Annotated in this window: 23 protein-coding genes, 1 tRNA gene and 1 pseudogene; 10 read left to right on the top strand and 15 right to left on the bottom strand. The window is 59.1% G+C overall.

The features are described 5' to 3' along the window. Positions 1-524: 524 nt before the first annotated feature. The 4 genes from ACR0KJ_RS17725 (at position 525) to ACR0KJ_RS17710 (ending at position 4,432) form a co-directional block, all read left to right on the top strand. On the top strand, positions 525-1,274 hold the full coding sequence (locus tag ACR0KJ_RS17725; protein WP_480627303.1) for a 5-oxoprolinase subunit B family protein: 750 nt from the start codon (positions 525-527) through the stop codon (positions 1,272-1,274). Further along, positions 1,271-2,281: a 5-oxoprolinase subunit C family protein gene (locus ACR0KJ_RS17720; RefSeq protein ID WP_480627302.1), complete on the top strand. Its 1,011-nt coding sequence runs from the start codon at positions 1,271-1,273 to the stop codon at positions 2,279-2,281. Before ACR0KJ_RS17725 ends, ACR0KJ_RS17720 begins: the two co-directional genes overlap by 4 nt. Next, positions 2,282-3,043, top strand: coding sequence for a 5-oxoprolinase subunit PxpA (locus ACR0KJ_RS17715; RefSeq protein ID WP_170455425.1), 762 nt, complete (start codon positions 2,282-2,284; stop codon positions 3,041-3,043). 141 nt (positions 3,044-3,184) lie between these two features. Further along, complete coding sequence (locus tag ACR0KJ_RS17710) at positions 3,185-4,432, top strand: hypothetical protein (RefSeq protein WP_480627301.1); 1,248 nt, start codon at positions 3,185-3,187, stop codon at positions 4,430-4,432. Between the two features lie 69 nt (positions 4,433-4,501). On the opposite strand, the gene ACR0KJ_RS17705 is transcribed toward ACR0KJ_RS17710, so the two are convergent. Further along, on the bottom strand, positions 4,502-5,896 hold the full coding sequence (locus ACR0KJ_RS17705; RefSeq protein ID WP_170455430.1) for a D-alanyl-D-alanine carboxypeptidase family protein: 1,395 nt from the start codon (positions 5,894-5,896) through the stop codon (positions 4,502-4,504). A gap of 282 nt (positions 5,897-6,178) precedes the next feature. Beyond that, positions 6,179-6,880, bottom strand: coding sequence for an HAD family hydrolase (locus ACR0KJ_RS17700; RefSeq protein ID WP_480627300.1), 702 nt, complete (start codon positions 6,878-6,880; stop codon positions 6,179-6,181). Positions 6,881-6,973: 93 nt separating this feature from the next. Between ACR0KJ_RS17700 and clpS the strand changes: the two genes are divergently transcribed. Genes clpS through hemF form a run of 4 tightly spaced genes read left to right on the top strand, consistent with a single transcriptional unit; the run spans position 6,974 to position 10,040 of the window. Continuing rightward, entirely contained in the window at positions 6,974-7,315 is a 342-nt protein-coding gene (gene clpS, locus ACR0KJ_RS17695) for an ATP-dependent Clp protease adapter ClpS (RefSeq protein ID WP_170455433.1), read from the top strand. Positions 7,316-7,345: 30 nt separating this feature from the next. Continuing rightward, a complete protein-coding gene (locus tag ACR0KJ_RS17690; RefSeq protein ID WP_480627299.1) occupies positions 7,346-8,311 on the top strand; it encodes a class I SAM-dependent methyltransferase in 966 nt (321 codons plus the stop codon). 37 nt (positions 8,312-8,348) lie between these two features. Further along, positions 8,349-9,149 (top strand): SDR family oxidoreductase, encoded by an 801-nt coding sequence (locus ACR0KJ_RS17685; protein ID WP_170455437.1) that lies wholly within the window; start codon positions 8,349-8,351, stop codon positions 9,147-9,149. Positions 9,150-9,155: 6 nt separating this feature from the next. After that, a complete protein-coding gene (gene hemF, locus ACR0KJ_RS17680; protein WP_170455439.1) occupies positions 9,156-10,040 on the top strand; it encodes an oxygen-dependent coproporphyrinogen oxidase in 885 nt (294 codons plus the stop codon). 3 nt (positions 10,041-10,043) lie between these two features. Here hemF and ACR0KJ_RS17675 read toward each other — a convergent pair whose 3' ends face one another. The 4 genes from ACR0KJ_RS17675 to modA all read right to left on the bottom strand — a co-directional run bounded on the left by ACR0KJ_RS17675 (position 10,044) and on the right by modA (position 13,111). Next, complete coding sequence (locus tag ACR0KJ_RS17675; protein ID WP_170455441.1) at positions 10,044-10,451, bottom strand: hypothetical protein; 408 nt, start codon at positions 10,449-10,451, stop codon at positions 10,044-10,046. Positions 10,452-10,536: 85 nt separating this feature from the next. Beyond that, complete coding sequence (gene modC, locus ACR0KJ_RS17670) at positions 10,537-11,637, bottom strand: molybdenum ABC transporter ATP-binding protein (RefSeq protein WP_170455443.1); 1,101 nt, start codon at positions 11,635-11,637, stop codon at positions 10,537-10,539. Beyond that, positions 11,634-12,326 carry a molybdate ABC transporter permease subunit gene (gene modB, locus ACR0KJ_RS17665; protein ID WP_170455694.1) on the bottom strand — a complete coding sequence of 231 codons (693 nt, stop codon included), beginning with the start codon at positions 12,324-12,326 and terminating at the stop codon, positions 11,634-11,636. The genes modC and modB overlap by 4 nt, the downstream gene beginning before the upstream one ends. Before the next feature lie 5 nt (positions 12,327-12,331). Then, the gene (gene modA / locus ACR0KJ_RS17660) at positions 12,332-13,111 is read right to left on the bottom strand and encodes a molybdate ABC transporter substrate-binding protein (RefSeq protein ID WP_170455445.1); all 780 of its coding nucleotides are present in this window, start codon (positions 13,109-13,111) and stop codon (positions 12,332-12,334) included. A 246-nt stretch (positions 13,112-13,357) separates the two neighbouring features. On the opposite strand from modA, the gene ACR0KJ_RS17655 reads away from it, so the two are divergent. Beyond that, positions 13,358-13,433, top strand: a tRNA-Val gene (locus ACR0KJ_RS17655). A gap of 255 nt (positions 13,434-13,688) precedes the next feature. Here the strand turns inward: ACR0KJ_RS17655 and ACR0KJ_RS17650 are convergent. The 4 genes and pseudogenes from ACR0KJ_RS17650 to ACR0KJ_RS17635 form a co-directional block, all read right to left on the bottom strand. Further along, positions 13,689-14,798, bottom strand: a pseudogene (locus ACR0KJ_RS17650) (dipeptidase). 182 nt (positions 14,799-14,980) lie between these two features. Continuing rightward, positions 14,981-16,108 carry a carbohydrate porin gene (locus tag ACR0KJ_RS17645; protein WP_480627298.1) on the bottom strand — a complete coding sequence of 376 codons (1,128 nt, stop codon included), beginning with the start codon at positions 16,106-16,108 and terminating at the stop codon, positions 14,981-14,983. A 47-nt stretch (positions 16,109-16,155) separates the two neighbouring features. Further along, complete coding sequence (locus ACR0KJ_RS17640; protein ID WP_480627297.1) at positions 16,156-16,920, bottom strand: DUF3299 domain-containing protein; 765 nt, start codon at positions 16,918-16,920, stop codon at positions 16,156-16,158. A gap of 26 nt (positions 16,921-16,946) precedes the next feature. Beyond that, a complete protein-coding gene (locus ACR0KJ_RS17635; protein WP_170522420.1) occupies positions 16,947-18,344 on the bottom strand; it encodes an amidohydrolase family protein in 1,398 nt (465 codons plus the stop codon). A 134-nt stretch (positions 18,345-18,478) separates the two neighbouring features. On the opposite strand from ACR0KJ_RS17635, the gene ACR0KJ_RS17630 reads away from it, so the two are divergent. After that, positions 18,479-19,483: a helix-turn-helix domain-containing protein gene (locus ACR0KJ_RS17630; protein WP_480627296.1), complete on the top strand. Its 1,005-nt coding sequence runs from the start codon at positions 18,479-18,481 to the stop codon at positions 19,481-19,483. Between the two features lie 26 nt (positions 19,484-19,509). On the opposite strand, the gene ACR0KJ_RS17625 is transcribed toward ACR0KJ_RS17630, so the two are convergent. From ACR0KJ_RS17625 to ACR0KJ_RS17605, 5 genes are all read right to left on the bottom strand, one after another. Then, on the bottom strand, positions 19,510-20,199 hold the full coding sequence (locus tag ACR0KJ_RS17625; protein ID WP_480627295.1) for a glutathione S-transferase: 690 nt from the start codon (positions 20,197-20,199) through the stop codon (positions 19,510-19,512). Positions 20,200-20,330: 131 nt separating this feature from the next. Beyond that, positions 20,331-21,383, bottom strand: a complete 1,053-nt coding sequence (locus ACR0KJ_RS17620) for an ABC transporter ATP-binding protein (RefSeq protein ID WP_480627294.1) — start codon at positions 21,381-21,383, stop codon at positions 20,331-20,333. Further along, a complete protein-coding gene (locus ACR0KJ_RS17615; RefSeq protein ID WP_480627293.1) occupies positions 21,383-22,630 on the bottom strand; it encodes an MGH1-like glycoside hydrolase domain-containing protein in 1,248 nt (415 codons plus the stop codon). Before ACR0KJ_RS17615 ends, ACR0KJ_RS17620 begins: the two co-directional genes overlap by 1 nt. Positions 22,631-22,635: 5 nt before the next feature. Next, positions 22,636-23,844, bottom strand: a complete 1,209-nt coding sequence (locus ACR0KJ_RS17610; RefSeq protein ID WP_480627292.1) for a carbohydrate ABC transporter permease — start codon at positions 23,842-23,844, stop codon at positions 22,636-22,638. Next, a complete protein-coding gene (locus tag ACR0KJ_RS17605) occupies positions 23,844-25,079 on the bottom strand; it encodes a carbohydrate ABC transporter permease (protein ID WP_170522410.1) in 1,236 nt (411 codons plus the stop codon). Before ACR0KJ_RS17605 ends, ACR0KJ_RS17610 begins: the two co-directional genes overlap by 1 nt. Between the last annotated feature and the right edge of the window lie 5 nt (positions 25,080-25,084).

The following is a 25,084-nucleotide window of genomic DNA, read 5'->3' as shown; positions in this document are numbered from 1 at the left end:
CAATCAAAAACCTCCGAATGCCCACCGTCTCTCCGATGCGTCTCCGCCGCTCCCGCCGCGTCCCGAGCGCCTCAGCAGCGCCGGTGAAGGGCGTTCTAAGCATAACCTTTCATAGCCGCAAGCAGAAAAATGCATTCTGGCGCATTTTTTTGCATACTCAGGGAAAATATATACTTTTCAATTGTTTAGCAACCCACCAAACACCAATCTCTGCACCTGCGGGGTACTTGTGGGGCCTCGCAGTCGCTGTTCCGAACCAAGGCCTACACAGTCCACCACTATATATAGGGCATCGATGGCCACCGACTACTAGGCTACGCGACTCGGTGTGGTGAATCGGCCTTGCTCAACACCGCATGAATCGATGAATCGGGATTGTTTCCCGCGCCCAACGGCATGAAGTGCGCAGGAAAGATTTGGATGGCATTGAAAAGCCACCCTGACACCGCACCCGACCTTGCGCATCTCTGCGCGATGCGCTCTGGTTCCCAGGGAACAAGCAATGACGATGATGCAGGACGGACATGACCCTCACCCCCACTTTTCCTGCTATACGCAATGTCGGCTTTGACGGAGCCCTGGTGACGTTTGCAGACACTATGTCGGATACCGCAAACCGGGCCGCGCTGGCGTTTCGGGCCGCGTTTGATGCCTTGGACCTGAGCGGGGTTGTTGAGACCTCGGCGTCTCTTGGATCGGCCTATGTGCGGTATGATCCGCAGCGGCTGACCTATGGTGAAATCACAGCCAGCCTCCACCAGCTTTTGGAACAGCAGGATTGGTATACGACCCCCTTGCCGACGGGGCGCAGGTTGTGGCGGGTTCCGACTGTGTATGGCACCGATCTTGCCCCGCAACTGGATGAAGCGGCAGCCGCCGCCGGATTGAGCACCGCCGAGGCCATTCGCCGCCTCAGCCAGTCCCGCGTGCGGGTTCTGACGATTGGCTTTGCGCCCGGTCAGCCTTACCTCGGCCCCCTTGGGCCCGAGTTCGACATACCGCGCCTGCAAGAGTTGAACCCGATGGTGCCTGAGGGGGCTCTGGTCCTTGCGATTTCGCAGTTTGTTCTGTTTTCCGGCCCCACCCCGACCGGATGGCGGCATATCGGTCAAACTGCGTTCCGGTGTTTCCGGCCCGAGATGGAGGAGACCTTCACTCTGAGGCCCGGCGACGAATTGCAGTTTGATCCCGTTTCGCGTGACGAGTTGCAGAGCATTCGCACGAACAACGAAGACGGCCTTGGCGGCGCAACGTGTCACGAGATTGCGTCATGAGCCTGATTGTTAGACGTATCGGCCCCGCAGGCACCATTCAGGATCAGGGGCGCAAGGGGTATCTGGATCAGGGGCTGTCCCGGTCCGGGGCGGCCGACATTCTGGCGCTGCATGAAGGCGCGGCCTTGTTGCGGCAAAGCCCGGACTTGGCCGCGTTGGAAATGGCAGGCATGGGGGGCGAGTTCGAAGCCACTCAGCCCGCGCGGGTCGCGCTGACCGGCGCGCCTATGCAGGCCAGTATCGATGGCGCGCCTGTAGTCTGGAACGCATCTCATCATCTGGAACCCGGGCAACGCCTGACGATTGGTGCGACCCTGCGGGGCAACTATGGCTACCTGCATGTGGGTGGTGGCATCGATACCGAGGTGTTTCTTGGCTCACGCGCGACCCATCTGACGGCTAAAATCGGGCGCGCGGTCGAGGCGGGCGATACGCTTCCCGCGGGGCCGGATGCAGGCGAGGCCGGACGCAAGCTGCCCCCCAGCGACCGGTTCAACGGCGGCACATTGCGCGTTGTGGCCAGCTTTCAAACCCCACTGTTTGATGACACGACGCTGGGCCGTTTCACGCAAACCCAGTTCCGGCGGGGTGCCCGCGCCAACCGGATGGGCATGCAGATGGAGAGCGACGGTGAGGGGTTCGCCGCGAAGGGGCAGTTGAACATCCTGTCCGAAGTGATCACCCCCGGCGACATCCAGATGACCGGAACTGGCAACCCGTTCATCCTGCTGCCCGAGTGCCAGACGACCGGCGGTTACCCCCGGATTGCAACCGTACTGCCCTGCGATATGCCGCGTGCCGCGCAAACCCTCGCAGGTGGCTCGGTCCGGTTCGAATTCGTGACGATGGATCAGGCGATGGAACTGGATGCGGCCTTTCGGGCGGATCTTGCCCGCCTGCCGGGGCGTGTTGAGCCACTGGTGCGCGACCCGCATGACATTCCGGACTTGTTGTCCTACCAATTGATCGGCGGAGTGATCTCTGCCACCGAGCAAGGAGACCGTTAGATGCCGCGCGTGGATCTGAATGCTGATATGGGCGAAAGCTTTGGCCCGTGGAAGATGGGCGATGACGAAAGCCTGTTGAAGATCATCACCTCTGCCAATATCGCCTGCGGGTTTCATGCCGGTGATTGGGACGTGATGGCCAAGACGATGGCGTTGGCCGCCGAGAACGATGTGGGCATTGGCGCACATCCCGGCTTTCCCGATCTTCAGGGCTTTGGCCGCCGCAATATGAAAGTGCCCCATGGCAGCCTGCGCAATCTGGTGCGGTACCAACTGGGCGCAGCCATGGGGATGGCGGCGGCTGTTGGCACCAAGGTCCGGCACCTGAAACTGCATGGGGCGTTGGCCAATATGTGCTCGGTCGATATCGACATGGCGCGGGCCTGCTATCAGGGGGCGCTGGATGTGGACCCCGACATCATCATCATGGTACTGGCGGTTACGAAACAGGAAGAGGCCGTGCGCGAGCTTGGCTGCAAATGGGTGGGCGAGATTTTTGCCGACCGCGCCTATAATGACGACGGCACTCTGGTCGATCGCAGCTTGCCCGGCGCGGTGATCCATGACCCCGAAGTTGCCGGGCCGCGCATCCTGAACATGGTTCGCGAGGGCGCGATCATCACTGAATCCGGCAAACACCTTGAGACCTCAATCGATACGATCTGCCTGCATGGCGACGGGCCAACGGCTGTGCAGATTGCCCACTCGGTCCGGGAAAACCTGATTGCGGGCGAGGTCGAGGTGACAAAGTTCACCAGATAGCCATCTGGCCATAATCCAGGCGGTCCAGGGTCTGGCTGTTGCCCGAACGGGGTTCAGCGCCTAGCATGCCTGCAAGTGCATGTTCTGAATACCGTTATTGCAGCAACACGCTTGCAGCCAGATTTCCGCAAGGAGGCGCCAATGTCTTTCGATCTGATGTCTTATGAACCCCGAGGCGATAAGAAGAACTCGGACTTCTTTCACGAATACTTGCCGATGATCTACGAGCGGAGGACAAGTTCGGGGATCGCGGATCAGGTTGGCCCCATGCGGGCGATTGTCATACAGGTCGAAACCACCGCTCTGTTCGATACCTTGGTCGAATTGTATGTGATGACGCCCTATCGCCACTCGGCCAGCTATTTGGGGCGGACACACAAGTTCTCGGTCCTGCATTCACATGCCGATTACCCGGCACTGATCGTGATGGCACCACTGAGCGAAACATTTGAAGACTTCATCCCGCGTATCAACCGCATGTACCCGCTGGCCCGCAACACCCCACAGACCCGGTATGTGGGCGAGGTTTTTGCAGCAAGCGATCTGACTGCGCTCAGCAAAACGCTGGAGGATCAGAATATCCGGTTCGAATATCCCGGCGACACGGAAAACCCCTTTTACACGCGGGACGGGTTTCGGTTTACGACCCCGTCCGATTTCACCTGCAATCGGGTCGGTTACTCGACGCTGGATTTCAATGATCCAGACAGTCTGGGCCTCGGGGATCGCGTTCTGCTCAGCGATGCCGAGAAAGCGAAACTGGATGAGGCGGCCGCGTTTGCCGAGGACAGCAAGATTGGGCCACTGATGCTGGGGATCGACCACCTTGCCACGCGGGTTCTGGCGGGTGAGCGTGAGGATGCGATCCTCGAATTTCTGACCATGGTGCCCTATTATTTCTGGGGCGCATACAACATCTTCGACATGAACTCGTCCACCAATGTGAACCGCAACGCCAATGTGGATGACGACAAGAAATCCCCGGCCAAGGTGTTCACCGCCAACAACACGCCGTCCTTTGTGAATTCCTTCGCCAAGCTGCCGATGCCGACCGAGGATTTCGTGCGCAATTTCGGCCGTCGCCTGCACCACATGGCGGTCGAGATACAAGACGGCGATCATGGCGCGGGCGAGAAGAATGTCGATTTCGTCGTCAACACGCTGAAAGACAAGGGCGTGCCGTTCCTGGCGCATGTGGTGGGTGAGTGCAAAGATGATCCGAACCTGAAACAGATCTTCTCAAAACACTCGAAGAACACGCTGCTGATCACCGAATATATCGAACGCTGCCACCACTATGACGGGTTCTTTACCAAGGACAACGTGGCCGCACTAACGGCGGCTGCCGGGCAGGACGAGCAGTATGAACATGGGCATGTGTTCGACTGACATTCCCGGATGAAAAAAGGGCTGCGAAACCTCGCAGCCCAGACCCATCAGGAGAGAATATGCCGGGTCTTATGACGGCCCGATCATGAAACAGGTAACATTGCGCGCCTGCAACCGGCGGCAGGCCAGATCGGCCTGTTCGCGGGTCATGCCCTGGAACGTTGCTTCGAACCCTTTCGAGCTTTGGTTAACCTTGCGCAGCGTGCCCTCCAGCGTGGTCATTTCCGACAGCGCTGTTTTCAGCAAGATCTTCTCGGCCTCATATCGCGTGGTGTAGCGACCGACATTGACGCCCCACAGATGCCCGCCGGATGTGGACAGGCGGGTGACGACCTCCTGCTCGGGTTCGGGCTGTTCCGCAGGTTGTGTCGATGCCAGAACCAGGTTGTCGGGCCGCAATGCAGGGCGTGTGTCCGAGCTTTCGACCGGAGGAGCGGTGGGTGCAATATCAGCCTCGGCAATTGCCGCAGCGATGCCGCTTTGGATACGGTCACGATCCTGATCTGCCGTCTCGGCGATTGCGCTGGCAACTTGCGTGGCCGCGCTTGGACGCAGAACCGGGCGCAGGCTGGCTTTGGGCGCGCCGCTGATGCTGGCCACCTGAGTCGAGCCGCCAAGCCCCGTATTGCCCGCGTAAGAGGGCCGCGCAGGTTTGCGGATCGGTGCGCGTGACGGCGCACGGCGGAAGCCCATATCCAGCAGTTCGGCCACCTTGGCGTTGCGCGAGGCGCTGGATTTGCCGCCAAACACGGTTGCGATGATACGCTCATCCTTACGCTTGGCCGAGGCGACAAGGTTGAAGCCCGCAGCACGGGTGTAGCCTGTCTTGATCCCGTCCGCGCCCCGGTATGCAGCCAGCAGGCGGCGGTTCGTATTGGGAACCGTCTTGATCCCGGCATGGGTCGATTGGCGCGAGAACAGGTTGTAATACTGCGGATAATCATACAGCAGATGCCGCCCCAGCGTGGTCATGTCGCGCGCGGTGGACAAATGCCCCGACTCGGTCAGCCCGTGTGCGTTCTTGAAGGTCGTGCGGCTCATGCCCATGGCCTTGGCCGTGCGGGTCATGCGACGCGCAAAGGCGGCCTCGGACCCGCTGAGCGCGATGCCGATGGCGGTTGCTGCGTCGTTGGCCGATTTCACAGCCGCCGCGCGGATCAGGTACCGGAACGCGATGGTCTGGCCCGAGCGCAGGCCCAGTTTCGAAGGTGGCTCTGCCGCCGCGGCCCGGGTGATACGAACCGGGGTATCCAATGTGATCTCGCCGTTCCGCACCGCCTCGAATGCGATATACAGCGTCATCATCTTGGTCAGCGATGCCGGATGCAGCCGGGTGTCCGCGTTGCGGGAATGAAGAACCTCGCCCGTGCGGGCATCGATCACCATGGCGGCGTAGGGTGCGGCCAAAGATTTAAGCGGCGCAAAAGAAAGCACCATCAACAATGCGATGAGAAATAAGCCCATTCGGGCCGGAACTGTCCGCCGAATCTGCACGATCTTTGCCTCTGTCTGCCTCGCGCCGCCGGGTTTTCCCGGTCAGCTAAAATTTATTCTGCTTGTCGGAAAGGCTAACACAGGGGCCGTATGAAATAAACCGAAAGCTGCGGTTTTCGCAGTTTCGTTATGGCCCGCACCCGCAGCTATATCTAGGCGCGGCGCGACCCTGGCCCTACTACATCGGCGAAGTTGGCGGGAACGTGGCGTATCCCAAAGCGGATTTTTCGGAACTGAGGCCGAATGGCAACATTACCCGAGTTCCTGGATCAGATCGCTGAGATCGCCCAAATCCCGCAGCTCGCGGAATCGCGGATCATCGACAGGGGCGTCGGCATGCTCGACCTCCCACACCAGACCATGCGGCACGTAAACGCCCCAGGAACCAGCCTGAATCGGGGCCACAACATCCGACCGCATCGAGTTGCCGACCATCATCGCCGATGCCGGGCCATCGCCATGTGCGGTGAAGATCGACCGGTATGTGTCAGCTGTCTTTTCCGAGACAATTTCGACCGCGTCGAACAAGTCACCCAACCCCGACTGGGCCAGCTTACGCTCCTGATCGATCAGATCGCCCTTGGTGATCAAAACAACGCGATATTCGTTGGTGACCGCCTCAACCGCTTCGCGGGCATGGGGAAGCAACTCGATCGGATAAGCCAACATCTCTTGCCCGGCTTCGATCAACTGACGGATCACGGATGCAGGCACACGATCTTCGGTCACCTCAATCGCCGTTTCGATCATCGACAGGACAAAGCCTTTGATGCCGTAACCATAGTGACGGATATTGCGTCTCTCGGCGGCCAGAAGACCCTCCATCAGGTGATCGCGGTCGGCGTGGTCTTTCAGCAAGCTGGCGAAATGCGCCTGCGTCAGTTGAAAGAACCGTTCGTTATGCCAAAGGGTGTCATCCGCGTCGAACCCGATTGTGGTCAGTTTTTCCACCATTCAGAATACGCTCTCTTCCTCTTTTCTCTGCGCCCATCGACGTTATATAAGCGCTCAGATAAACCCAATGCCTGAATCGGACAGAAGCGCGCGATGCTGGAAAACCCCTGGATGATGTCTGACAAATCGGATGACGATGCCGACTCGTCCGTTCTGGTTCAGACGCGGCCAAAGACCAAGCGTCCTCCGCTCTATAAGGTGTTACTGCTGAACGACGACTACACACCGATGGAGTTTGTGGTTCACGTGCTTGAGCGTTTCTTTGGCATGACCCATGCGCAGGCGTTCGAGATCATGCTGACCGTGCATAAGAAGGGCGTCGCGGTTGTCGGCGTCTTCAGCCATGAGATTGCCGAAACCAAGGTGGGTCAGGTGATGGATTTTGCCCGCCGCCATCAGCATCCGCTGCAATGTACAATGGAGCGCGAAGAGTAAGCCCCGCGCTGCTGTTCGACGCATTCGAAGATGTCCCCTCGCCTTGATCTCGCCCTGCAAAGCGGTTTGACGCTGTCGCACCCGCTTACAGTGATCGGCCCGACGCCCGAGCAGGATCTGTCCGACCTGCCGCGTGATACGCAGGTCGTGCAGCCGTTCAAACCATTTCACGATCACTTTGCGTCGCTTGGTTTCGCCGCAGTGCCCGAAGCTGACACCCCCTGTCAGGACGCGATTGTCTTCCTGCCCCGCGCCAAGGCTCTGGCCCGCGCGCTGATCCATCGGGCCTGCACCCGTGCCAGTGGTCTGGTTGTTGTTGACGGGGCCAAAACCAATGGCGTGGACAGTATCCTGAAAGACGTGCGCAAGCGTGTGTCTGTCGAAGGGCCGCTGTCCAAGGCACATGGCAAGATATTCTGGTTCCAATCCGAGCCTCAGGCCTTTGCCGATTGGGCCGCGCCCAAGGCGCAGATGGTCGACGGGTACCGGACGGCACCCGGCGTGTTCTCAGCGGACGGCATCGATCCGGCCTCGGCACTTCTGTTGCAAGCCCTGCCTGAAAAACTGGGGCCACGCGTTGCCGATCTGGGGGCCGGTTGGGGGTATCTCTCAGCCGAATTGCTAAAGCGCGACCGCATCACATCCTTGCATCTGGTCGAGGCGGATCACACGGCGCTCGACTGTGCCCGCGCCAATGTGACCGACGACCGGGCCGCGTTTCACTGGGCAGACGCCGTGACGTGGAAGGCCAGCGAGCCTTGCGATACCGTCATCATGAACCCGCCCTTTCACACCTCGCGCAGCGCTGATCCCGCGCTGGGTCAGGGGTTTATCACCGCTGCCGCCTGCAACCTGACCCGCAATGGCGATCTGTGGATGGTCGCCAATCGCCACCTGCCCTACGAGGCCACGCTGGCCGAGACTTTCGCGCATGTGGAAGAGGTTGCCGGTGACAATCGGTTCAAGGTCTTTCATGCCTCTCGCCCTCGACGCTGAGGCCCGTTAACCTGCCCCCCAACTCAGGAGGATTCGGATGTCCTTTTCCATAGCTGGCAAGACAGCAATCGTCACAGGCGGGGCCAATGGGATCGGGCTGGCCATTGGACGCCACTTTGCCGATGCCGGGGCGAATGTGATGTTCGCCGATATGGACGAAAAGCGTCTGGTCGAGGAACTGGGCGAGCAGGCAGATGACAGCAATATCCGCTATTTCGCAGGCGATTTGCGCGAGAAACTGACCATCGCCAACCTTCTGTCGGCCACGCTGGACGCGTTCGATCAGGTGGACATTCTGATCAACGGCGCGCGGCAGGTGATCCCGTCCGATCCGCTGGACCCCGATGACGACTCGGTCCGCTCGCTGCTGAACCAGAACCTGATGCCCGCGTTGCGTCTCAGCCAGTTGGTGGCCAAGCGCATGATCAAACAGGCCGGGGACGAGGACGAAAACCCGGCCGGATCGATCATCAACCTGTCCTCGATTGCCGCCCGCCGAACCCATCCCGATCTGATGGCCTATTCGGTGTCTACGGCTGCGCTGGATCAGATGACACGCTCGCTGGCCGTTGCACTGGCCCCGAACCGGATACGCGTGAATTCCATCGCGCTGGGATCAGTCATGAGTGCATCCTTGCAGTCCACGCTCAAGGAAAACCGCGACTTCCGGGATGACATTGAAAAGCATACCCCGCTGGCCCGTATCGCTGCACCCACCGAATTGACGGAAACGGCCCAGTTTCTCGCATCCGACGCTGCCGGCTTCATCACCGGGCAAATCCTGACAATCGACGGTGGCCGGACCCTGCTGGATCCTGTTGCCGCGCCAGCTCACTAAGACCTCATGTTCGATACAGAAAAAACCACTGCCTCTGCCTGGTTCCGTCAACTGCGCGATGACATTGTTGCCGCCTTTGAAGCGCTGGAAGACAGCCACGACACAGGCCCGTTCTCGGACGCCCGACCGGGTCGGTTCGAGGTCAAGGAAACCACCCGCCACTCCGAGGATGGCTCGGACGCAGGCGGCGGTCTGATGTCGGTGATGCGCGGTGGGCGTGTGTTTGAAAAGGTCGGGGTCAATGTCTCGACCGTCTTTGGCACGCTGGGCGAACGCGCGCAGCAGGCAATGGCGGCGCGCAAGGGTATCCCCGGAATGACCGAAGACCCGAGGTTCTGGGCGTCGGGCATCAGTCTGGTGGCGCATATGCAGAACCCGCATGTCCCGGCGGTGCATATGAACACGCGCATGTTCTGGACCCCGCACGCCTGGTGGTTCGGCGGTGGATCGGACCTGAACCCCTGCATTGAGTATGATGAGGACACGGCCCATTTCCACGCGACGCAAAAGGCCCATCTGGACCCGCACGGCCCCGGCCATTACCCGCGACTGAAAGACTGGGCCGACGAATATTTCTACATCCCCCACCGCAAACGCGCCCGCGGCGTTGGCGGTATCTTCATGGATGATTACTGCACTGGCGACTGGCAGGCCGATTTCGCCCTGACGCAGGACATCGGCAAAGCCTTTCTGCCTGCCTTCCTGCCGCTGGTTGAAAAGCGCCGGGTGCAGTCATTCTCGGACGCCGATAAAGAGACGCAACTGGTGCATCGCGGCCTCTACGCCGAATACAATCTGGTCTATGACCGAGGCACGAAATTCGGTCTGGAGACCGGGCATGACCCGGATGCCGTGCTTATGAGCCTGCCGCCTCTGGCGAAATGGATCTAAAGCTCAGAACCCGAAATCTATGAAGTTGTCATAGCAGTAGTTCTGCGCCGAGGATGCCGACATATTCTCGCCCACCCGTTTGACGGTGATCGAGTATCCGGGGTTCGTATCCGCACCAGGCGGCGGGGTCAGCGAGAACTCAACCGTCCGCACACCCGGCTCATAGGCTTTCGAGATGTAAATCCGCTGGTTGTTCGGCACGCCCAGCGAACGGATCGCAAAATCGCCAATGCCACACCAATAGTTCACAGGGGCGGACGAACCGATGGCTTTGACGCTGTAGGTTCCCTCACCGACCTGAGTGATCTCGGTCCGGTACTGGGGCTGAACGCTCAGGCCAAATCCGACAGCTTGCGCCAAATCGGGCATAACCATCCCGCCTGTGACCAAAAGAGCTGATAAAAGTCTCATAGGCAAAACACCCTGAATGAACTCCGTTCTCTGTCAATAACATAGATGTCGTGCAGCATGAGTAAAGCGGTCAGAGGACCCCCTGTCATTTGTCCTGCAAGATCCGCCCGCCAACATCCTGCGGTGCCAGCGCAACGGTTTTGATCACCGTATGGCACGCCACGCCGGGTTGCAGACCCAACGCCGAGACCGAGCGTCGCGTGACCCGCGCCAGAACAATGCCCGCTGGCGTTTTTACCGACACAATCGCCCCCGGCCCATCACCCGCGCGGATCGAATCCACCTGCCCGCTCAGCACATTCAGGGCCGACAGACCCTCGGGCGGGTTGCTGGACAGAATAACCTCTTGCGCGGGGATACGAATGCGCAGGGTTTCCCCGACCTGATGCGCGATGCGCGGCAGGAACAACCGCTCGCCACCGGCATCCAACTCGGTCAAACCGTCAGAATGATGTTCCCGCACCCGCACCTGCAGCACGGCCCCCACGGCGCGAATACCGGCAGGGGCGACGGACGGGTCGGACAGAACCTCGGACGCCGGACCGTGACGCGCCACCTTGCCGTCCTGCAGCGCGACCACCGACGTCGCAAGACGCGCAACCTCGGCCGCCGAATGGGTAACATAAAGGATCGGGACCGACACTTCATCGCGCAGGCGTTCGAAATAGGGAAGGATCTCAGCCTTTCGCGCGTCATCCAACGCGGCCAGAGGCTCGTCCGCAAGGATCAGGCGCGGGCTGGCCAGCAAGGCCCGACCGATGGCAACGCGCTGTTTCTCACCGCCCGACAGCATGGCCGGACGGCGATCCAGCAGATGACCGATGCCCAGCATCTCGATGACCTTGTCGGGGTTTTCCCGCTTTGCCTTGCGCGGCGCAAACCAGCGGCCATAGGCAAGGTTCTGGCGCACGGTCAGGTGCGGGAACAGGCGCCCCTCTTGAAAGATATAGCCCAGACGCCGTTTGTGCGGGGGCAGCCAGTTCTGGTGATCGGTGTCGAACAAAACCCAATCATCCACGGCGACCCGACCGGCCTGTGGCCGCAGCAACCCGGCGACGGCGTTGACCACCGTGGTTTTGCCCGACCCGGAGCGTCCGAACAGAACCGTCACCCCCGGCGGCGCGTCAAAGGTCAGATCCAGATCGATCCCCGGCAGGCTGTGTTGCAGGCGAACAGAAAGGCTCATGTCCCGGCCACCCGGGCAGCGGCGCGCCGCCCTACATATTCCGAGAGCAGCAGCGCAGACATGGCGATGATGATCGAAATGATCACCAATCTGGTCGCAGCGGCCTCACCGCCCGGAACCTGCAGGAAGGCGTATACGGCCGAGGGCAAGGTCTGGGTCTGCCCCGGAATGTTGGACACAAAGGTGATGGTTGCCCCGAACTCTCCCATCGCTTTGGCGAACGCGAGGATCGAGCCCGCGATGATCCCCGGCAGGATCATCGGCAGAGTTACAGTCGCGAATACCATCAGACGCGAGGCCCCAAGCGTTGACCCGGCCTGTTCCAGCCGTGGGTCCACAGCTTCGATCGACAGGCGAATGGCGCGGACCATCAGTGGAAAGGCCATGATCCCTGCGGCCAAAGCCGCCCCGGTCCAGCGAAACGCGACGACAATTCCAAACTCGGCCAGAAACCGGCCCATCGGGCCTTGAATGCCGAAGGTCAGCAACAACAGGTATCCAGTGACGACAGGCGGCAGGATCAGCGGCAAATGCACCAACCCGTTCAGGACCTGACGACCCGGAAACCGCCAGCGCGCCAGCGCGTAGGCCACAAATATGCCGAAGGGCAAAGTTGCCAGCGTCGCCCAGAAAGACACGCGCAATGACAGCTTCAACGCCTCCAACTCTGCCGGACCCAACCACTCCATCTGCGTCACTCGCCCGGCAGGGCAAAGCCCTGGTTCAGAAACACGACCTCAGCGTCCTTGGTCTGTAAATAATCCAGAAACCCCGCGGCGTCTTTGTTGGCAGCACCGGTCAAAGCAGCAGGGTAGACAATCGGCTGATGCGCCTCGGACGGTATCGTGCCCACAACGCCGACACGCGTTTCAGCGATAGCATCAGATCGGTAGACAACCCCCAGCGGGGCTGCGCCGGTTGCAACCAAAGCCAGCGCCGCGCGGACATTGTCCGATTGCGCCACCTGCCCCTGCACCGCATCCCACAAGCCAAGAGTCCGCAACGCCTCTTTGCCGTAAATGCCCGCAGGCACCGCGTCCACCAAAGCCATAGCCAGATAACCGCCCGCCAGTTGACCCGAGAGATCATATCCGGGGGCAAGCTGTCCATCCGACGCCCGGTCCGCCGGTCCAATCAGAACCAGCCCATTTGCCAACAGATCCACCCGCGATTTAGGGTCGATCCATCCGCCCCCTTGCAGCGCGTCCATCCAATCCCGGTTTGCGGAAATAAACACATCCGCCGGCGCACCCAATTGAATCTGGCGCGCCAAGACCGACGAGGCCGCATATGACACGATCACATCCACGCCCGTCTGCTGCGTGTAGTCCAACGCAATCTCATCCAGCGCGGTTTTCAGGCTGGCTGCAGCGAATACCAATATCCCCTCTGCCCCAGCCCGTATCGGAGCCAGCAGAACTGCGATCAGAACCATAGAGGCAAAAACTGTTCGGCGGGCCATTGAAAGGGCCATTAAAACTCCCGACTGGAAAGTTACCATCCTGTTTGGGAATATCGGAGGCTGCATGGACCACGCAAGCGCGTTTCCTGACGCACTTTGGATAAGGTAGAAAAAACTTCGATCGGACAACGTTTTTGGCCAAAGGCCCAGGCATTGGGCGTGCGGTCCTCCCACCGTTCCCGGTGAAACAAATCTATTCAAGAAATTCCACCCCACCCTCTTGCGCCCGCCCGCAGGCTTGGCTACATGCACCGTCACGGGTGATTAGCTCAGTTGGTAGAGCGCTTCGTTTACACCGAAGATGTCGGGAGTTCGAGTCTCTCATCACCCACCATCCCCATCCCAGCACTGCACCAGTGGATTGCCTGACAGTCACCTCGCCGGTTTCTGCGCGCGGGTTCCGGCCCGCGGTGATGGGTCCGATGGGTTTGTTCAACTCTGATATCCGTTCCGCGGCGGCAGCTAACCTGTGGGCGAACACGCGGCTGAAAACGGCTGTCGATGCGTTGAAAGGCTGAGAGCCGGGCCAACTTGCCCAAAATGAATTGGCCACGCCTAGTCGACCAGCTTCATGCACACGCTTGCGTTTCTATCGCGAATAGAACCCATCACGAAGCTCTTGCCTGAGGCGCAAACGCTCGGGGTATTCCTTCAGAAACTGCTCGGGCGGTTTGCCTTCCCAGACTTGCGCGTAGACCCGCATCTTGTTGCCGCCATAGATCTTTGCAAGGTCTTCGTTGGAATAGCCACGCGCCCAAAGATCATCGGTAATCGCGGCCAGTATTTTGGCAAGTTCGCCGTTGCCGGTCGCCCCTTTGTTGAAGGCATCGATCATGTACCCTCCGTCATCGTACATGCTCGCGTTTGCAGTCGCGAACTCCACGACCAGTTCGAGCGAGAACATGTCATCCGTTGCGATCCCGACATGGTCGACGCCCACAAGTTGAACGTAGTAGTCGATCATATCAGCGGCTTGTTTGGGAGAGATATCCTCGGGCCAGACACCGTCCATCATCCATTCGGTGAATGTCGGAGAAACATATCCCCCCGATTTGGCCGCGCGCAGCGCCTCATCATCGGGAATCGCCCGATAACACCCGCGCGGCGTGGCATTGGGTTCGGTCGCATAAAGACCGGCAGGGACTGAATGCGTGTAAACATAGGGTACACCGGGGTAGGTCTCATCCATGTAATCCATGGCGTCATTAGCTGTTTTGGAACCAGTGTGGCTGAGGTCCAGCAGGATACCGAACCGCACCATTTCATCAATGACAGACTTCCCCCAAGGGGTCAGCCCGATGTCGCGCCCGTTATAGGCCGCCAATTGCCCTGATCCGGTTCAGAAGATGTCGTTGTAGGCCAGGATCATACTCTTGATCCCCATATCCTTGAGCAGGGCCATCTTCTTTAGATCGCCGTCCAGAATCGTGGCCGTTTGGCTGTTCCAGATGACCGCCGTCTTTCCTTGAATATGGGCGGCTTCAATATCGCGGGTTTCGTTCACGATCAGGTAGTTTTCCGGTTGCTGCGCCATCGCCGCGCGGAAATGGTAATGCTGTTCAAGAAAAGTCTCAAAGGACATATCCGCCGCAGCGAGCGTCATCTCATGCCCCGTGATGCCGTTTTCCCGGGCCCGTGTGAAGTAAGTGTGCAGCTGCTCATACTCGGTCCAACCGGTCCCGTAAGGGCTGGCCAACATGCCAAGCACGATTGTGTCCTGAACAAATTGCTTCGCTTCATCTGATGCGTCCCATGTCTTGCTTTCTTCGCTTGCGTGCAATGCGCCAGCAAAAGCAAAAGCGACTATGCTTGCGGTCAACAGAGTCTTCATTGCGGTACCTCCAGATAGAAATCCAAGACAGATGCTGCATGAGACCCGCATCAGAAAACGATCCGGGTTCGTAGACCTATCAGCGTGATGCTGTCCTGATCGGGGTTATCGAGCGGGTTGGAAATGAACTGCAGCGATGGAGTGATCTGCAGCCCGGGTGAGATTGAAAAGCGATAGAATGCCTCAAGCGTGAACTGTGTGCCGTCTATGCCTCTTGCCTCGGCCCAATTCAGGCCAAGCCCGGCCAGATCGGTATTGCGACCGTAATAGCCCAAACCGGCCGAGACCGACCGGTCATAAAGCGCGGCCGTCCCTTTTGAGGCCCCGGCCCGAAAGAATGGCATCCATCTGTTGTCGATAAACCAGGCCGCGGAGAACGCGGCGCCATAGTCCTCCGGACGGCTGCCATCGTCGGCTGCATCCGCATGCCAGAGGGTCAGGTGGATATTGTCGAAATAGATGCGATCAAAGCCAGAGGTGTAGCCAAGTTCGAGTGATTTGAAGAGTTTGCCATCGCTGAACACATCAAAATTTGGATCAGACGGGTCGGCGTTTGCGTCAGAGACACTGGCGACGGCATAGACGTTTTTGCTGAGCTTTATCCCACCGGCAACGCCAAGACCTTGATTGGGCGTGTTAATGGTCGGGTTGGTGTTGAAGGACAGGTTCTGGAACCCACTATAAGGGCTGACCAGCCCGTAGATATCCACAAAGTCCGTCACGTCGATTTGCCCGATTTGCAATGTCCAAGAGCCATCTCTGGCCCTTTGGGTCCAGAACAGGTTGGTCAACAGCAAACCGTTGTCGTTGAATGCTGTTCCCGTAATCGCGCGTGCGCCGCCATCCAAGCCAAGAAACTGCGGGACAACATCCGTGTAACGGTGCCGATCTTCGATCTTGAACGTCAGCGAACCCCGTTCCGTCGCCTGCCAACTGCCATAGATACGCGCGATTCCACTGGCCGCTTCGCCGGTTCCCGGATCGGCATTCGTTATTTGGCCCAACGCCAGGTAATCAATGTTGAACCGAAACCCGTCCTCAGCCAGCCTGTCCTTCCACTGGAACCAGCCAGCAGCGATGTTACGCGGAAAATCCGACCGGTACTGCGGGTCGGTCAGACCATCTCCGGGCTCAAGATCAGCTTCAACGGAAGAAGGTCCGGATAATCCCTGCGCCATCGCTGAACCAGCAAAAGCAAAACAAAATAAGGCAAGCAGGCTTCTGATCATTCCGATGCGCGCGCCCCACCCGTCTTGCGATTACCCGCCGCGCGGATGCGATCGGCGGCACGCTGTTTCCATTCCAGCCTGTCTGCCTCAGTCTCCAGCGTTTCGACTGTATCCGTCTCCAACTGGAAAGTCGCACTCATGGGCATCAAGCCATCCACGACCATCATGTTTTGAACCGAAGGGTCAATCGTCAGCGTTCCTGTAAGTCTCACGGGTTCATGAAAATAGCTGGGCGTCCAATCTCCGTTCAACCGCACGCGGATCATCTGGTTCGGCGGCGGCGGGGGCATGTGACTGCACATTCCACGTTCCGGAACCAGATAAACCACAGATCGCCCGTCAGGATCGGTCGGGGCTGGAATGGCAAAGCCCGCAAGTGTGATTGTCTGGCCATCGAATTGCGGATTTCCTTGTGTGCCAGCCTTTCTTCGGCGTTCTGTCACAACCTCTCGCTGATCGAGCAGCCAGTCGACATCAATTCCGTCTGCCGACAATGCGCCTTCGGTTTCAGTCAGCAGCTCTTGCCATTTCTGTCTTTCCTCAACGCTGCCGACATTCTGCTGCAGTCTGCCGCGCAGGCGCACGACGAAAAGGACATCGTCGAACTGTTCGGGGGCAAGATCGCGATACGGGTCGTCAAAGATCTGTGTTGACGGATCCGGCAGGTCAGACCAGTCCAGCGAAGTGCCGGATGCCGCCATGGCGGAATGACAACCCATTCCCAGCGTTGCGATGGTAAAAACTTGGAGCCATTGACGCATGAAACTCTCCAACGTCTATCTACCGATCAATCCAATGTGTTTTTGTAGATCACGCCGTCTTTCATAATCAGACGGATCGTTTCAGGGCTTTCGGGCCTCGGGTCTGCGCCGAACCACTGGTCGCCGGTGCCAACGACCGAGAAATCCTCAAGCGGGTTGCCGTCTATCAGCAGGATGTCGGCATAGGCACCTTCCTCGATCACGCCCAGTTTTCCTTCCGGATAGGGGTTCATGAAATCACCGCTAAGTGCCGCGATCTCGCCACCTACCGAAGTCAGGGTTACCATCGACGCATAGGGGCCGAAGAAATGGTTGTTCAAATGTTTCTCGTAGGCGATCTGGATGTTGCACGCTTCGACTGAGCCCACGCAATCGGTTTGGAATCCGCGCGGCGCCGGGCATTCCTTCATGCTGGGAATATAGGCTTCGAAGGTCGCCGAGGCCGATTTGGCTTTCCTCAAACTGTTAGGGTTGTTTTTCACGGACGGAACGTCAAGAAGGCCCGGATCAAATGCCGTGATGTTCGTCGTGATGTACGCTCCTTTTTCTTTCATCAAAGCAGAAATTTCGCAGTCAAAGTGAAATCCGTGTTCAATGGTTCTAACCCCTGCATTCAGGGCATTGATGATCGCTTCTTTGCGGTAGGAATGTGCCATGACATAGGTGCCGTACTCGTTGGCAACCTGAACAGCAGCCTCGATCTCTTCCTTCGAACCGGCGAGCAACTGCCATGGATCGAATGCCGAAATCACCCCACCTGATTGCATGAACTTCAGTTGCGTGGCACCCATGCGCAAGTTGTTGCGGCCATACATGTAAATTTCGTCAACACCGTTGACCTGTTGGGCCATATTCAGAGTGCCAAAGTTGGTCACCCCGCCCGGCGGAGATGTGAAGGATGCGAAATCGGCGTGACCACCACGTGTTCCGAGAAATGCCCCGGAAGGATAAAAGCGGGGGCCGACGATCTGGCCGGCGTCTATTGCGCGCCGCAGCCCGCCACCAGCTCCCCCGGCATCGCGAACGGTCGTGAAGCCCTGCATCAGGTACATTTCGGCCATCCGGGTCCCGTGGATGGCGAAATCCTCCCAGGTCGAGTTGGTTTCCATCTCAGCAATCGATGGCCCCATGAGCATCAGGTGCGCGTGGTTCTCGATAAAGCCCGGTGTCAGCGTGCGCCCGCCGCCGTCGATCACGATGGCATCAGGGGCATCGATAGCATCCGTTGAAACCGACGTGATCAGATTGCCTTCGACCAGAACACTGGCATTCTCGATACGCTGTTCGTTGACACCGTCAAAGACGTGGACGTTGGTAAACAGCGTTTGAGGTTCCGCTTGGTCCTGAGCCTGTGCGGGCGCCGACAGTGTCAGGGCCGCCGCAAAGATCACCGTTGTGCGAAGGGGCAATTGTAAGCCGGGCATAGGGTCTCCCTTTCATATTCACCAATTCCTAACTGTATCCCGGAAATTCTTGGTCCGGTTGCCAGTTTCGAGTTAGGATGTTCGAATGTGACTGTAAAAGTGGCCACTGAGCAAACCGACAAAGGGTGACAAGCTTGCCTTTCAACTCCACGATTTCGGAACATAGCGAAGGCTTTATCCGCCTCGCTTTGGCGTCTCCGTTTTTGCAATATCTCACTGACCGCAAAATCAATCCGCAACCCGCCCTGGATCAGGTCGGATTGAAGGCTGAGCTGCTGTCTGACCCATCTGTCTATGTCCATTCAGAACTGGTCTATGGTCTGATAAATGCCTTCGCGGACTTGGCAGGGGATCGGTATCTTGGGTTGAAAGTGGGGGAAACGTTTGACCTGCAGGCGTGGCCTCCGTTCGCTCAGGCCCTGCAATCGACACATACCCTGTTCGAATTTTTCGCCCGTTTCGTGGGGCTTGTCCCGCGCGAGTCCAATTCTGTAAGGCACAGCCTTGTCGTTGACGCGGACAAGGCGATCTATCGAATCCAGAGGCAACAGGAACCAACAGTCCCACCCGTTCAGGTGACCGGCTTCGGCGCCGCCATCTATGTGCGCCTCTTGCAGACCGTCGTCGGATCGTCATGGGATCCGTCCCGAGTGCGATGGGAAAGCAGATACATTAATGGCCTGCCCATTGGCTACAAGGGGATTGAGGTTGGTCTTGGAACCGATCCCGGCATGCAGATCAGCTTTCCTGTAGAATGGTTGTTTTTGCACCATGTCTCGCAAGATGCCGCCACCGCTGAGTTCTCACCCCGGCGGCACGAGGAAGTAACTGTGGTGGCTGCTTTGCGATCCGTCCTGCGCGACAAACTGGACGAAACCAATCTGGGGCCAGAGGTGGTGGCCGGGCTGTTGGGCATACAGCCCGAGCGGTTACTGAAAGCCCTTAGGCACCAAAGGACAACCTTGACCCGCGAGGTCAAACGGCTGCGTGTCGATGTGGCCAAAGAGCATCTTAGAGAAAACAAGAGAACAATTGCCGAGATCGGTCTCATGCTTGGTTATTCAGACAAGTCCCACTTCACGCGTTTCTTTCGCGGCCAGACCGGCATGACGCCGACCAAATTCCGCCTTGGATCGTAACGCACAGGAGCCATAGCGCCCCGGCGTCAGTCGGCGCGTGTCAGACCCTGGCTTCCCGCGCCCCGGGGCATTGGCTGGGTCGATAAGCCAAACCAAACAGGTGCGTCCCCTTCTGACCATGTCGGGTATTTTGTCATAACCTGTTCGAAAGATGTGCTCTCCAGAAACCGCTTCAGCCAACCGATCAAATTCGGCCAGGGCTGCGCGTCGAACCACGGCTTGTCGATGAAAGCGAATTGGCGCACGAAGGGCAAAATGGCCAGATCGGCCAGCGTTGGACGCTCGCCAAACAGCCAGCGCTGTCCGGTGAGTTTCGCATCAAGCTTTAGGAGATGCGCTGACGCTTTCCCACGTTCGGTCGCGGGGTCCAGATCCGGATACCGCGTTGCGTATTTCGTGTGATCCAAAGCCGCTTTGAACGGGCCGTCATTGGTTTCGATCAAATCCCAACCTGCCTGTGGCATGTCCAATAGACGGGCCGGGTCATTCTGGTTCAATGCCCAGAGCATAACCTCAAGGCTTTCATCCAGCACCCCGTCTTTCATCCGTAGGGCCGGAACCGTGGCCGATGGTGATGTGTCCAGAAAGGCCTCGGGTTTGTCCCGCAACAGGATTTCCCGCAATTCGACCTGCACACCGGCGCTGAGGATCGCAAGGCGCGCCCGGATTGCGTAGGGGCAGCGGCGAAAAGACCAAAGGATCGGCGGGTGGGCCATGATGCAAATACCCTCATCAGAGACAGGCGCAACTTGCACTTTGCGACACCATGCGTAACCACCGCAAGACATCAGTGTCAGCGACGCGCCGGGTGATCGGCGCGTCGGGGTACCCGATTTATACCGTTGCACTAACCCTCGACAGCCTGCCCGTCCGCATCGAAGAAACGCAGTTTTTCGGGCAGGAAATGCAGCCCGATCCCGGTTCCTGCGGTCAGATCCGTATCGCCGTTCAGACGAACCGTCACTTTCTCTTCAAAGCCGCAATCGACGATCAGGAACGTATCGGCACCCAGATACTCGACCACTTCGATGGTGCCATCCGTCTGACCTGCACCGGGGGCGACCACCTCGATATGTTCGGGGCGGATGCCCAGGCGGGTCGCTTCGCCCGTCAGGTCGAACGTGCCGGACCCGCCATTATCCAGATGGTAGGCACCATCCCGTGTTGTGCAGGGCATGATGTTCATCTTCGGGCTGCCGATGAACTGGGCGACAAACAGATTGGCCGGGCGTTCATACAATTCGCGCGGCGTACCGACCTGAGCGATCTTGCCGTATTCCAGCACCACGATCCGGTCTGCCAGCGTCATCGCTTCGACCTGATCGTGGGTCACATAGATCATCGTGCGTTTGAGGTTCTGATGCAGTTTCGCGATCTCGTACCGCATCTCGACCCGCAACGCGGCGTCGAGGTTCGACAGCGGTTCATCGAACAGAAACGCGGTCGGATCCCGCACGATCGAGCGCCCGATGGCAACGCGCTGCCGCTGGCCACCGGACAGATCCTTGGGCCGCCGTTCCAGAAACGGTTCCAGTTTCAGAACTTCGGCCGCCCTGCCGACCTGCTCGTGAATTTCGGCCTTGGCGACCCCTGCGACCTTGAGCGAAAAGCCCATATTCTCGGCCACGGTCAGATGCGGATAAAGCGCATAGGACTGGAACACCATGGTCAGGCCCCGCTTGGAGGGCGGATGATCCGTGACGTCATTGCCGTTGATCAACAGCTCACCGCGCGAGATATCTTCAAGCCCGCCGATCATGCGCAACAGCGTGGATTTGCCGCAGCCGGACGGGCCGACAAACACGACGAACTCGCCCTCCTCGATCTGCAAGTCGATGCCTTTGATGACCTGCGCGGTTCCAAACCACTTTTCGACGCCTTTAAGTTCGATGCTACCCATTAGGACCTCCCTGCCCAGTGCAGCCAGACAGCGGCTGTCCAGGTGAATGCGTTACCACCAGCGGGGCTGCCGGTTGTTGGATCGAAATACTCGGCAAACCCGAAGGTCGAGATCAGCTCGGCCGTTTTGCGGCGCAAGTGGTCTGCCTCGGCTGTATGGCCCATGTCTTTCAGGCCGAAGCCGATCATCATGTTCATGATTGCCCAGGTCGGCCCGCGCCAATAGCGGCGGGCGTCGAAGCCGGGCAAGGTTGGATCGTAGCTTGGCACCGGATGCGGGACGGTGTTCAGCACCGTCCTGATCCGGTCCAGCATGGCATCCGAGTCGACACCCGCGAACCAGCACATATAGGACGCGTTAGACACAGTGCCCGACCATTCGCCCGAATGGGCATCGCGCGAGTCGAAGGACGCAAGATCCTCGTTCCACAGCGACAGCGCGCCGGCCTCAAGCCGCGCTATGTCATCCGCCAAACCATCGGCACTCAGATGCAACGCCTCACTGACCGCCAGCAAATCCCGCGCGGCGCGCAATGTGGTGAATGTCATGGTCGGGTCAGCCACGCGGAACGGGTTGTCCGCCAGCAATCTCTGCTGATCCCATTGGGCATCGCGTCCGATCTGCACCAGTTTGATATAGCGGTCATAGTCGAACTTGGTCGGGCGATCCTCGCTGTTCACATGGGCTGTATCGCGGCGCTGGTATTCACCAACATCGGATGCGTCCATGCGCGCCATGGTCTTGTCCCAGTCGGGCGCATTGTCGCGACCGGCCTCCCAGGGATGGGTGGTGCATACGGCGTCATGCTCGTCCAGACGCCATTTCACGATCCAGCGATGCCAGGCCAGCATGGCCGGAAACAGCGCCCGGATGCGCGCCTCACCCGCGTCTGGGTCTTGTTCCCAGATTTTGCGCGCCATCGTCGCGGCAATCGGCGGCTGGATGATACCCGAGGACGGGATCGGCCCATGGCAGCCCCACACATCGGGGCCCGGGAAATAGCCGTCATCCTGTTGGTGGAACAGGATGTGCGGCACCATGCCGTCATCCCACTGGCCCGAGAACAACGTCTCAAGCTCGACCCAGGCGCGGTCGATGTCGAACTCGGCAAAACCAAGTGCGGCAATCGCGCTGTCCCAGTTCCACTGATAGGGATACAGCCCTTCGGTGGGGATGGTGTAACCGCCGCGATCATTGGCAACCAGAATGTTGCGCGCCTCGCGGTCGGGGTTGGTATGTTGGTTCATTTCGGTCATCCTTTGACAGACCCCGCAGTCAGGCCCTTGGTCATGAAACGTTCAAGCCCCAGGAACAGCGCCATGATCGGGACTGTGGCAATCACCGCACCGGCCATCAGGTGCTGTCGGGGGATTTCGGAAGAGTTCAGCATCGTCACCCCTCGGGTCAGGGTGAATTTCGACGGATCGTCCAGCAGCATGAAGGCCAGCAGGAATTCATTCCAGGCGATCATGAAGACGTAAAGCGACACAGATGCCAGCGCAGGCAGGCTCAGCGGCAAGGTAATCTTCCAGATCACGGCCAGACGCGACAGGCCATCCATCAGACCGGCCTCTTCCACCTCAGTCGGAAGACCCCGGAAGTAGCCTTGCAGCATATACAGCGCGACCGGGATCGTCGTGACCGGGTAGATCATCACGATGCCAAGGATCGAGTTGCGCAGGCCGGTCAGCGAGAACGCGATGTAGATCGGCAACGCCAGAACGATCATCGGCACCATATAGATCAGCAGGATCGAGCGTGAGAACGCCTTTTGCCCTTTGAACCGGAACCGCGCCACCGCGTAAGCCCCCGGAACACTGAAGGCCAGCGTGATGAACACCGTCAGGACCGAAACGTAGAACGAGGTCCACAGATAGGTGCCGAAGTTGAAGTCCCGGAACAGCTCGGTATAGCTGCGCAACAGCGCCCAGCCCTGTGACAGATCAACCGAGAAATCCAGCGGGTTTTGCAGCAATGCCTGCTGTGATTTCAGGCTGGTCATCACCATGACGTAGAATGGGATGATGACAATGGCGGTGAAAAAGATGTAGCCAAAGCCGGTGCAGAACCGGATCACCGCGTCCTCGAATTCATGGCGGGTGAGTTCGCCGAACGGCAGCTCTTTCAGGATTTCCGCCATCGACAGGTGCATCACCACCGCAAGCGAAATCACGGTGATCAGCGTGGCTTGCAGGGTGGTGTCCGATCCGATCAGAACCGGGCCAAAGCGGGTCAGGCAGGACAGGCCCAACAGGGCCGACACGCCCAGACGTGCCGGGGCATGGCGTTCCGGGAACCGGACATAGGCCAGACCCGCGACCGCGCCCCAGATCAGGCTCAGCAGAACCTGTGGGCGGAAGGCCGCCCCTGTTGCGAAGGACATGGTGACCGCGATGGTGGTGGCAATCACCACCAACCAAAGCGCGCCCAGTACGGGGCCGGTGACAAAGCCGTTGCGCATCACAAACCCTCCTCACGGCTGATGAATTTGAAGAAAACAAAGCTGAACGCGATCAGGCACATCAGGATCACCACGGCCACCGCCGCGCCCGCCCCGATATTCGAGACCGCAAAGGCCTGCTCGTAAACATTCACGGTCAGCGTGCGGGTGCCCGCATTGCCGCCGGTCAGCAGGAAGATGTCGTCGAACTTGTTGAACGTCCAGATGAAGCGCAGCAGGAACAGGACCGACAGGATGCCCAGCAGTTGCGGTATGCTCAGCAGCCAGAACTTCTGGAAGGGCGAAGCGCCATCCATATCCGCCGCTTCATACATGCTGGAGTCGATGGATTGCATCCGCGCGAGGATGAACAGGAAAGACAACGGGAAATAGCGCCATATCTCAAACACCGTGACCATGATCAGGGCCAGAGGGCGTTCGCCGAAGAAGTTGATCGGATCACTGGTCAGGCCCATCTGCACCAGCAGCGCATTGGCCGAGCCCGAGAAGGGATCGAACAGCGTCACCCAAGTAAAGGCCACGGCAATGACAGGCGCCACATAGGGGAACAGGTATAGGCCGCGGATAAAGCCCTGCCCCCGAAAGCTCTTGTTCAGCAGCAGCGCCGCGAACAGGCCCATGACCAATGCGCCAATGGTGCCAAAGACCGTGTAGAACAGGGTGACCCACAGCACGCCCCAGAATTCAGACCCATCAAACACGCGGGCGAAGTTTTCAAGGCTGAATTCGAAATTCGTCAGAACACTCGGCCCGCTGCCGGTGGTGGCCGGTTCGGACCCTTCGACCAGATCCTCGAACACGTCCGGGTCGCCATCGACGGAGACAGGGATGCGGATGCGCTCGCGCTGACCGCCTTCCAGCGTTCCGAAGTCGCAGAACAACTCTTGCCCGTTCAGGGCACAGGGCGCTGCGACCTCGCCAATTGGTGCCACGCCGTCCGGCAACACATCGCTGAGGGTCACGCCGTCGATGGCGATCTCCTGACTGGAGTTGCGCAGGCGGTATTCGATTTGCAGATCGTCGCCCGATCCGCGCAGGCTTTCGCGGACAACAGGCGCGGGTGGGCGCAGGTCGGACAGTGTGAAAGGCTTGAAGCTGATCCAGATGATCGCCAGCAAAGGCAGGATCACCACAAGCGATACACTGATCACGGTCGGAGCCAGCAGCGTCCAGGCCAGACGCGCCTCGCGTTTGGCTAACGCCCCGGTTCCGGTCGGTGGGGTGGCCGAAGACATTTGGG

Source organism: Ruegeria sp. AD6, assembly GCF_056542325.1.
This window is presented reverse-complemented; position numbering and strand designations above follow the sequence as displayed.

Bases quoted from the DNA above. Each gene is read 5' to 3' on its own strand.
- ACR0KJ_RS17705 (WP_170455430.1), bottom strand. From the start codon at position 5,896: ATGGGCTTATTTCTCATCGCATTGTTGATGGTGCTTTCTTTTGCGCCG.
- ACR0KJ_RS17620 (WP_480627294.1), bottom strand. From the start codon at position 21,383: ATGGGTAGCATCGAACTTAAAGGCGTCGAAAAGTGGTTTGGAACCGCG.
- ACR0KJ_RS17640 (WP_480627297.1), bottom strand. From the start codon at position 16,920: ATGCGTCAATGGCTCCAAGTTTTTACCATCGCAACGCTGGGAATGGGT.
- ACR0KJ_RS17610 (WP_480627292.1), bottom strand. From the start codon at position 23,844: ATGCGCAACGGCTTTGTCACCGGCCCCGTACTGGGCGCGCTTTGGTTG.
- ACR0KJ_RS17605 (WP_170522410.1), bottom strand. From the start codon at position 25,079: ATGTCTTCGGCCACCCCACCGACCGGAACCGGGGCGTTAGCCAAACGC.
- ACR0KJ_RS17645 (WP_480627298.1), bottom strand. From the start codon at position 16,108: ATGGCGCAGGGATTATCCGGACCTTCTTCCGTTGAAGCTGATCTTGAG.
- ACR0KJ_RS17685 (WP_170455437.1), top strand. From the start codon at position 8,349: ATGTCCTTTTCCATAGCTGGCAAGACAGCAATCGTCACAGGCGGGGCC.
- ACR0KJ_RS17710 (WP_480627301.1), top strand. From the start codon at position 3,185: ATGTCTTTCGATCTGATGTCTTATGAACCCCGAGGCGATAAGAAGAAC.
- modC (WP_170455443.1), bottom strand. From the start codon at position 11,637: ATGAGCCTTTCTGTTCGCCTGCAACACAGCCTGCCGGGGATCGATCTG.
- ACR0KJ_RS17715 (WP_170455425.1), top strand. From the start codon at position 2,282: ATGCCGCGCGTGGATCTGAATGCTGATATGGGCGAAAGCTTTGGCCCG.
- ACR0KJ_RS17615 (WP_480627293.1), bottom strand. From the start codon at position 22,630: ATGAACCAACATACCAACCCCGACCGCGAGGCGCGCAACATTCTGGTT.
- clpS (WP_170455433.1), top strand. From the start codon at position 6,974: ATGCTGGAAAACCCCTGGATGATGTCTGACAAATCGGATGACGATGCC.
- modB (WP_170455694.1), bottom strand. From the start codon at position 12,326: ATGGAGTGGTTGGGTCCGGCAGAGTTGGAGGCGTTGAAGCTGTCATTG.
- ACR0KJ_RS17700 (WP_480627300.1), bottom strand. From the start codon at position 6,880: ATGGTGGAAAAACTGACCACAATCGGGTTCGACGCGGATGACACCCTT.
- hemF (WP_170455439.1), top strand. From the start codon at position 9,156: ATGTTCGATACAGAAAAAACCACTGCCTCTGCCTGGTTCCGTCAACTG.
- ACR0KJ_RS17625 (WP_480627295.1), bottom strand. From the start codon at position 20,199: ATGGCCCACCCGCCGATCCTTTGGTCTTTTCGCCGCTGCCCCTACGCA.
- ACR0KJ_RS17635 (WP_170522420.1), bottom strand. From the start codon at position 18,344: ATGCCCGGCTTACAATTGCCCCTTCGCACAACGGTGATCTTTGCGGCG.
- ACR0KJ_RS17720 (WP_480627302.1), top strand. From the start codon at position 1,271: ATGAGCCTGATTGTTAGACGTATCGGCCCCGCAGGCACCATTCAGGAT.
- modA (WP_170455445.1), bottom strand. From the start codon at position 13,111: ATGGCCCTTTCAATGGCCCGCCGAACAGTTTTTGCCTCTATGGTTCTG.
- ACR0KJ_RS17725 (WP_480627303.1), top strand. From the start codon at position 525: ATGACCCTCACCCCCACTTTTCCTGCTATACGCAATGTCGGCTTTGAC.
- ACR0KJ_RS17675 (WP_170455441.1), bottom strand. From the start codon at position 10,451: ATGAGACTTTTATCAGCTCTTTTGGTCACAGGCGGGATGGTTATGCCC.
- ACR0KJ_RS17690 (WP_480627299.1), top strand. From the start codon at position 7,346: ATGTCCCCTCGCCTTGATCTCGCCCTGCAAAGCGGTTTGACGCTGTCG.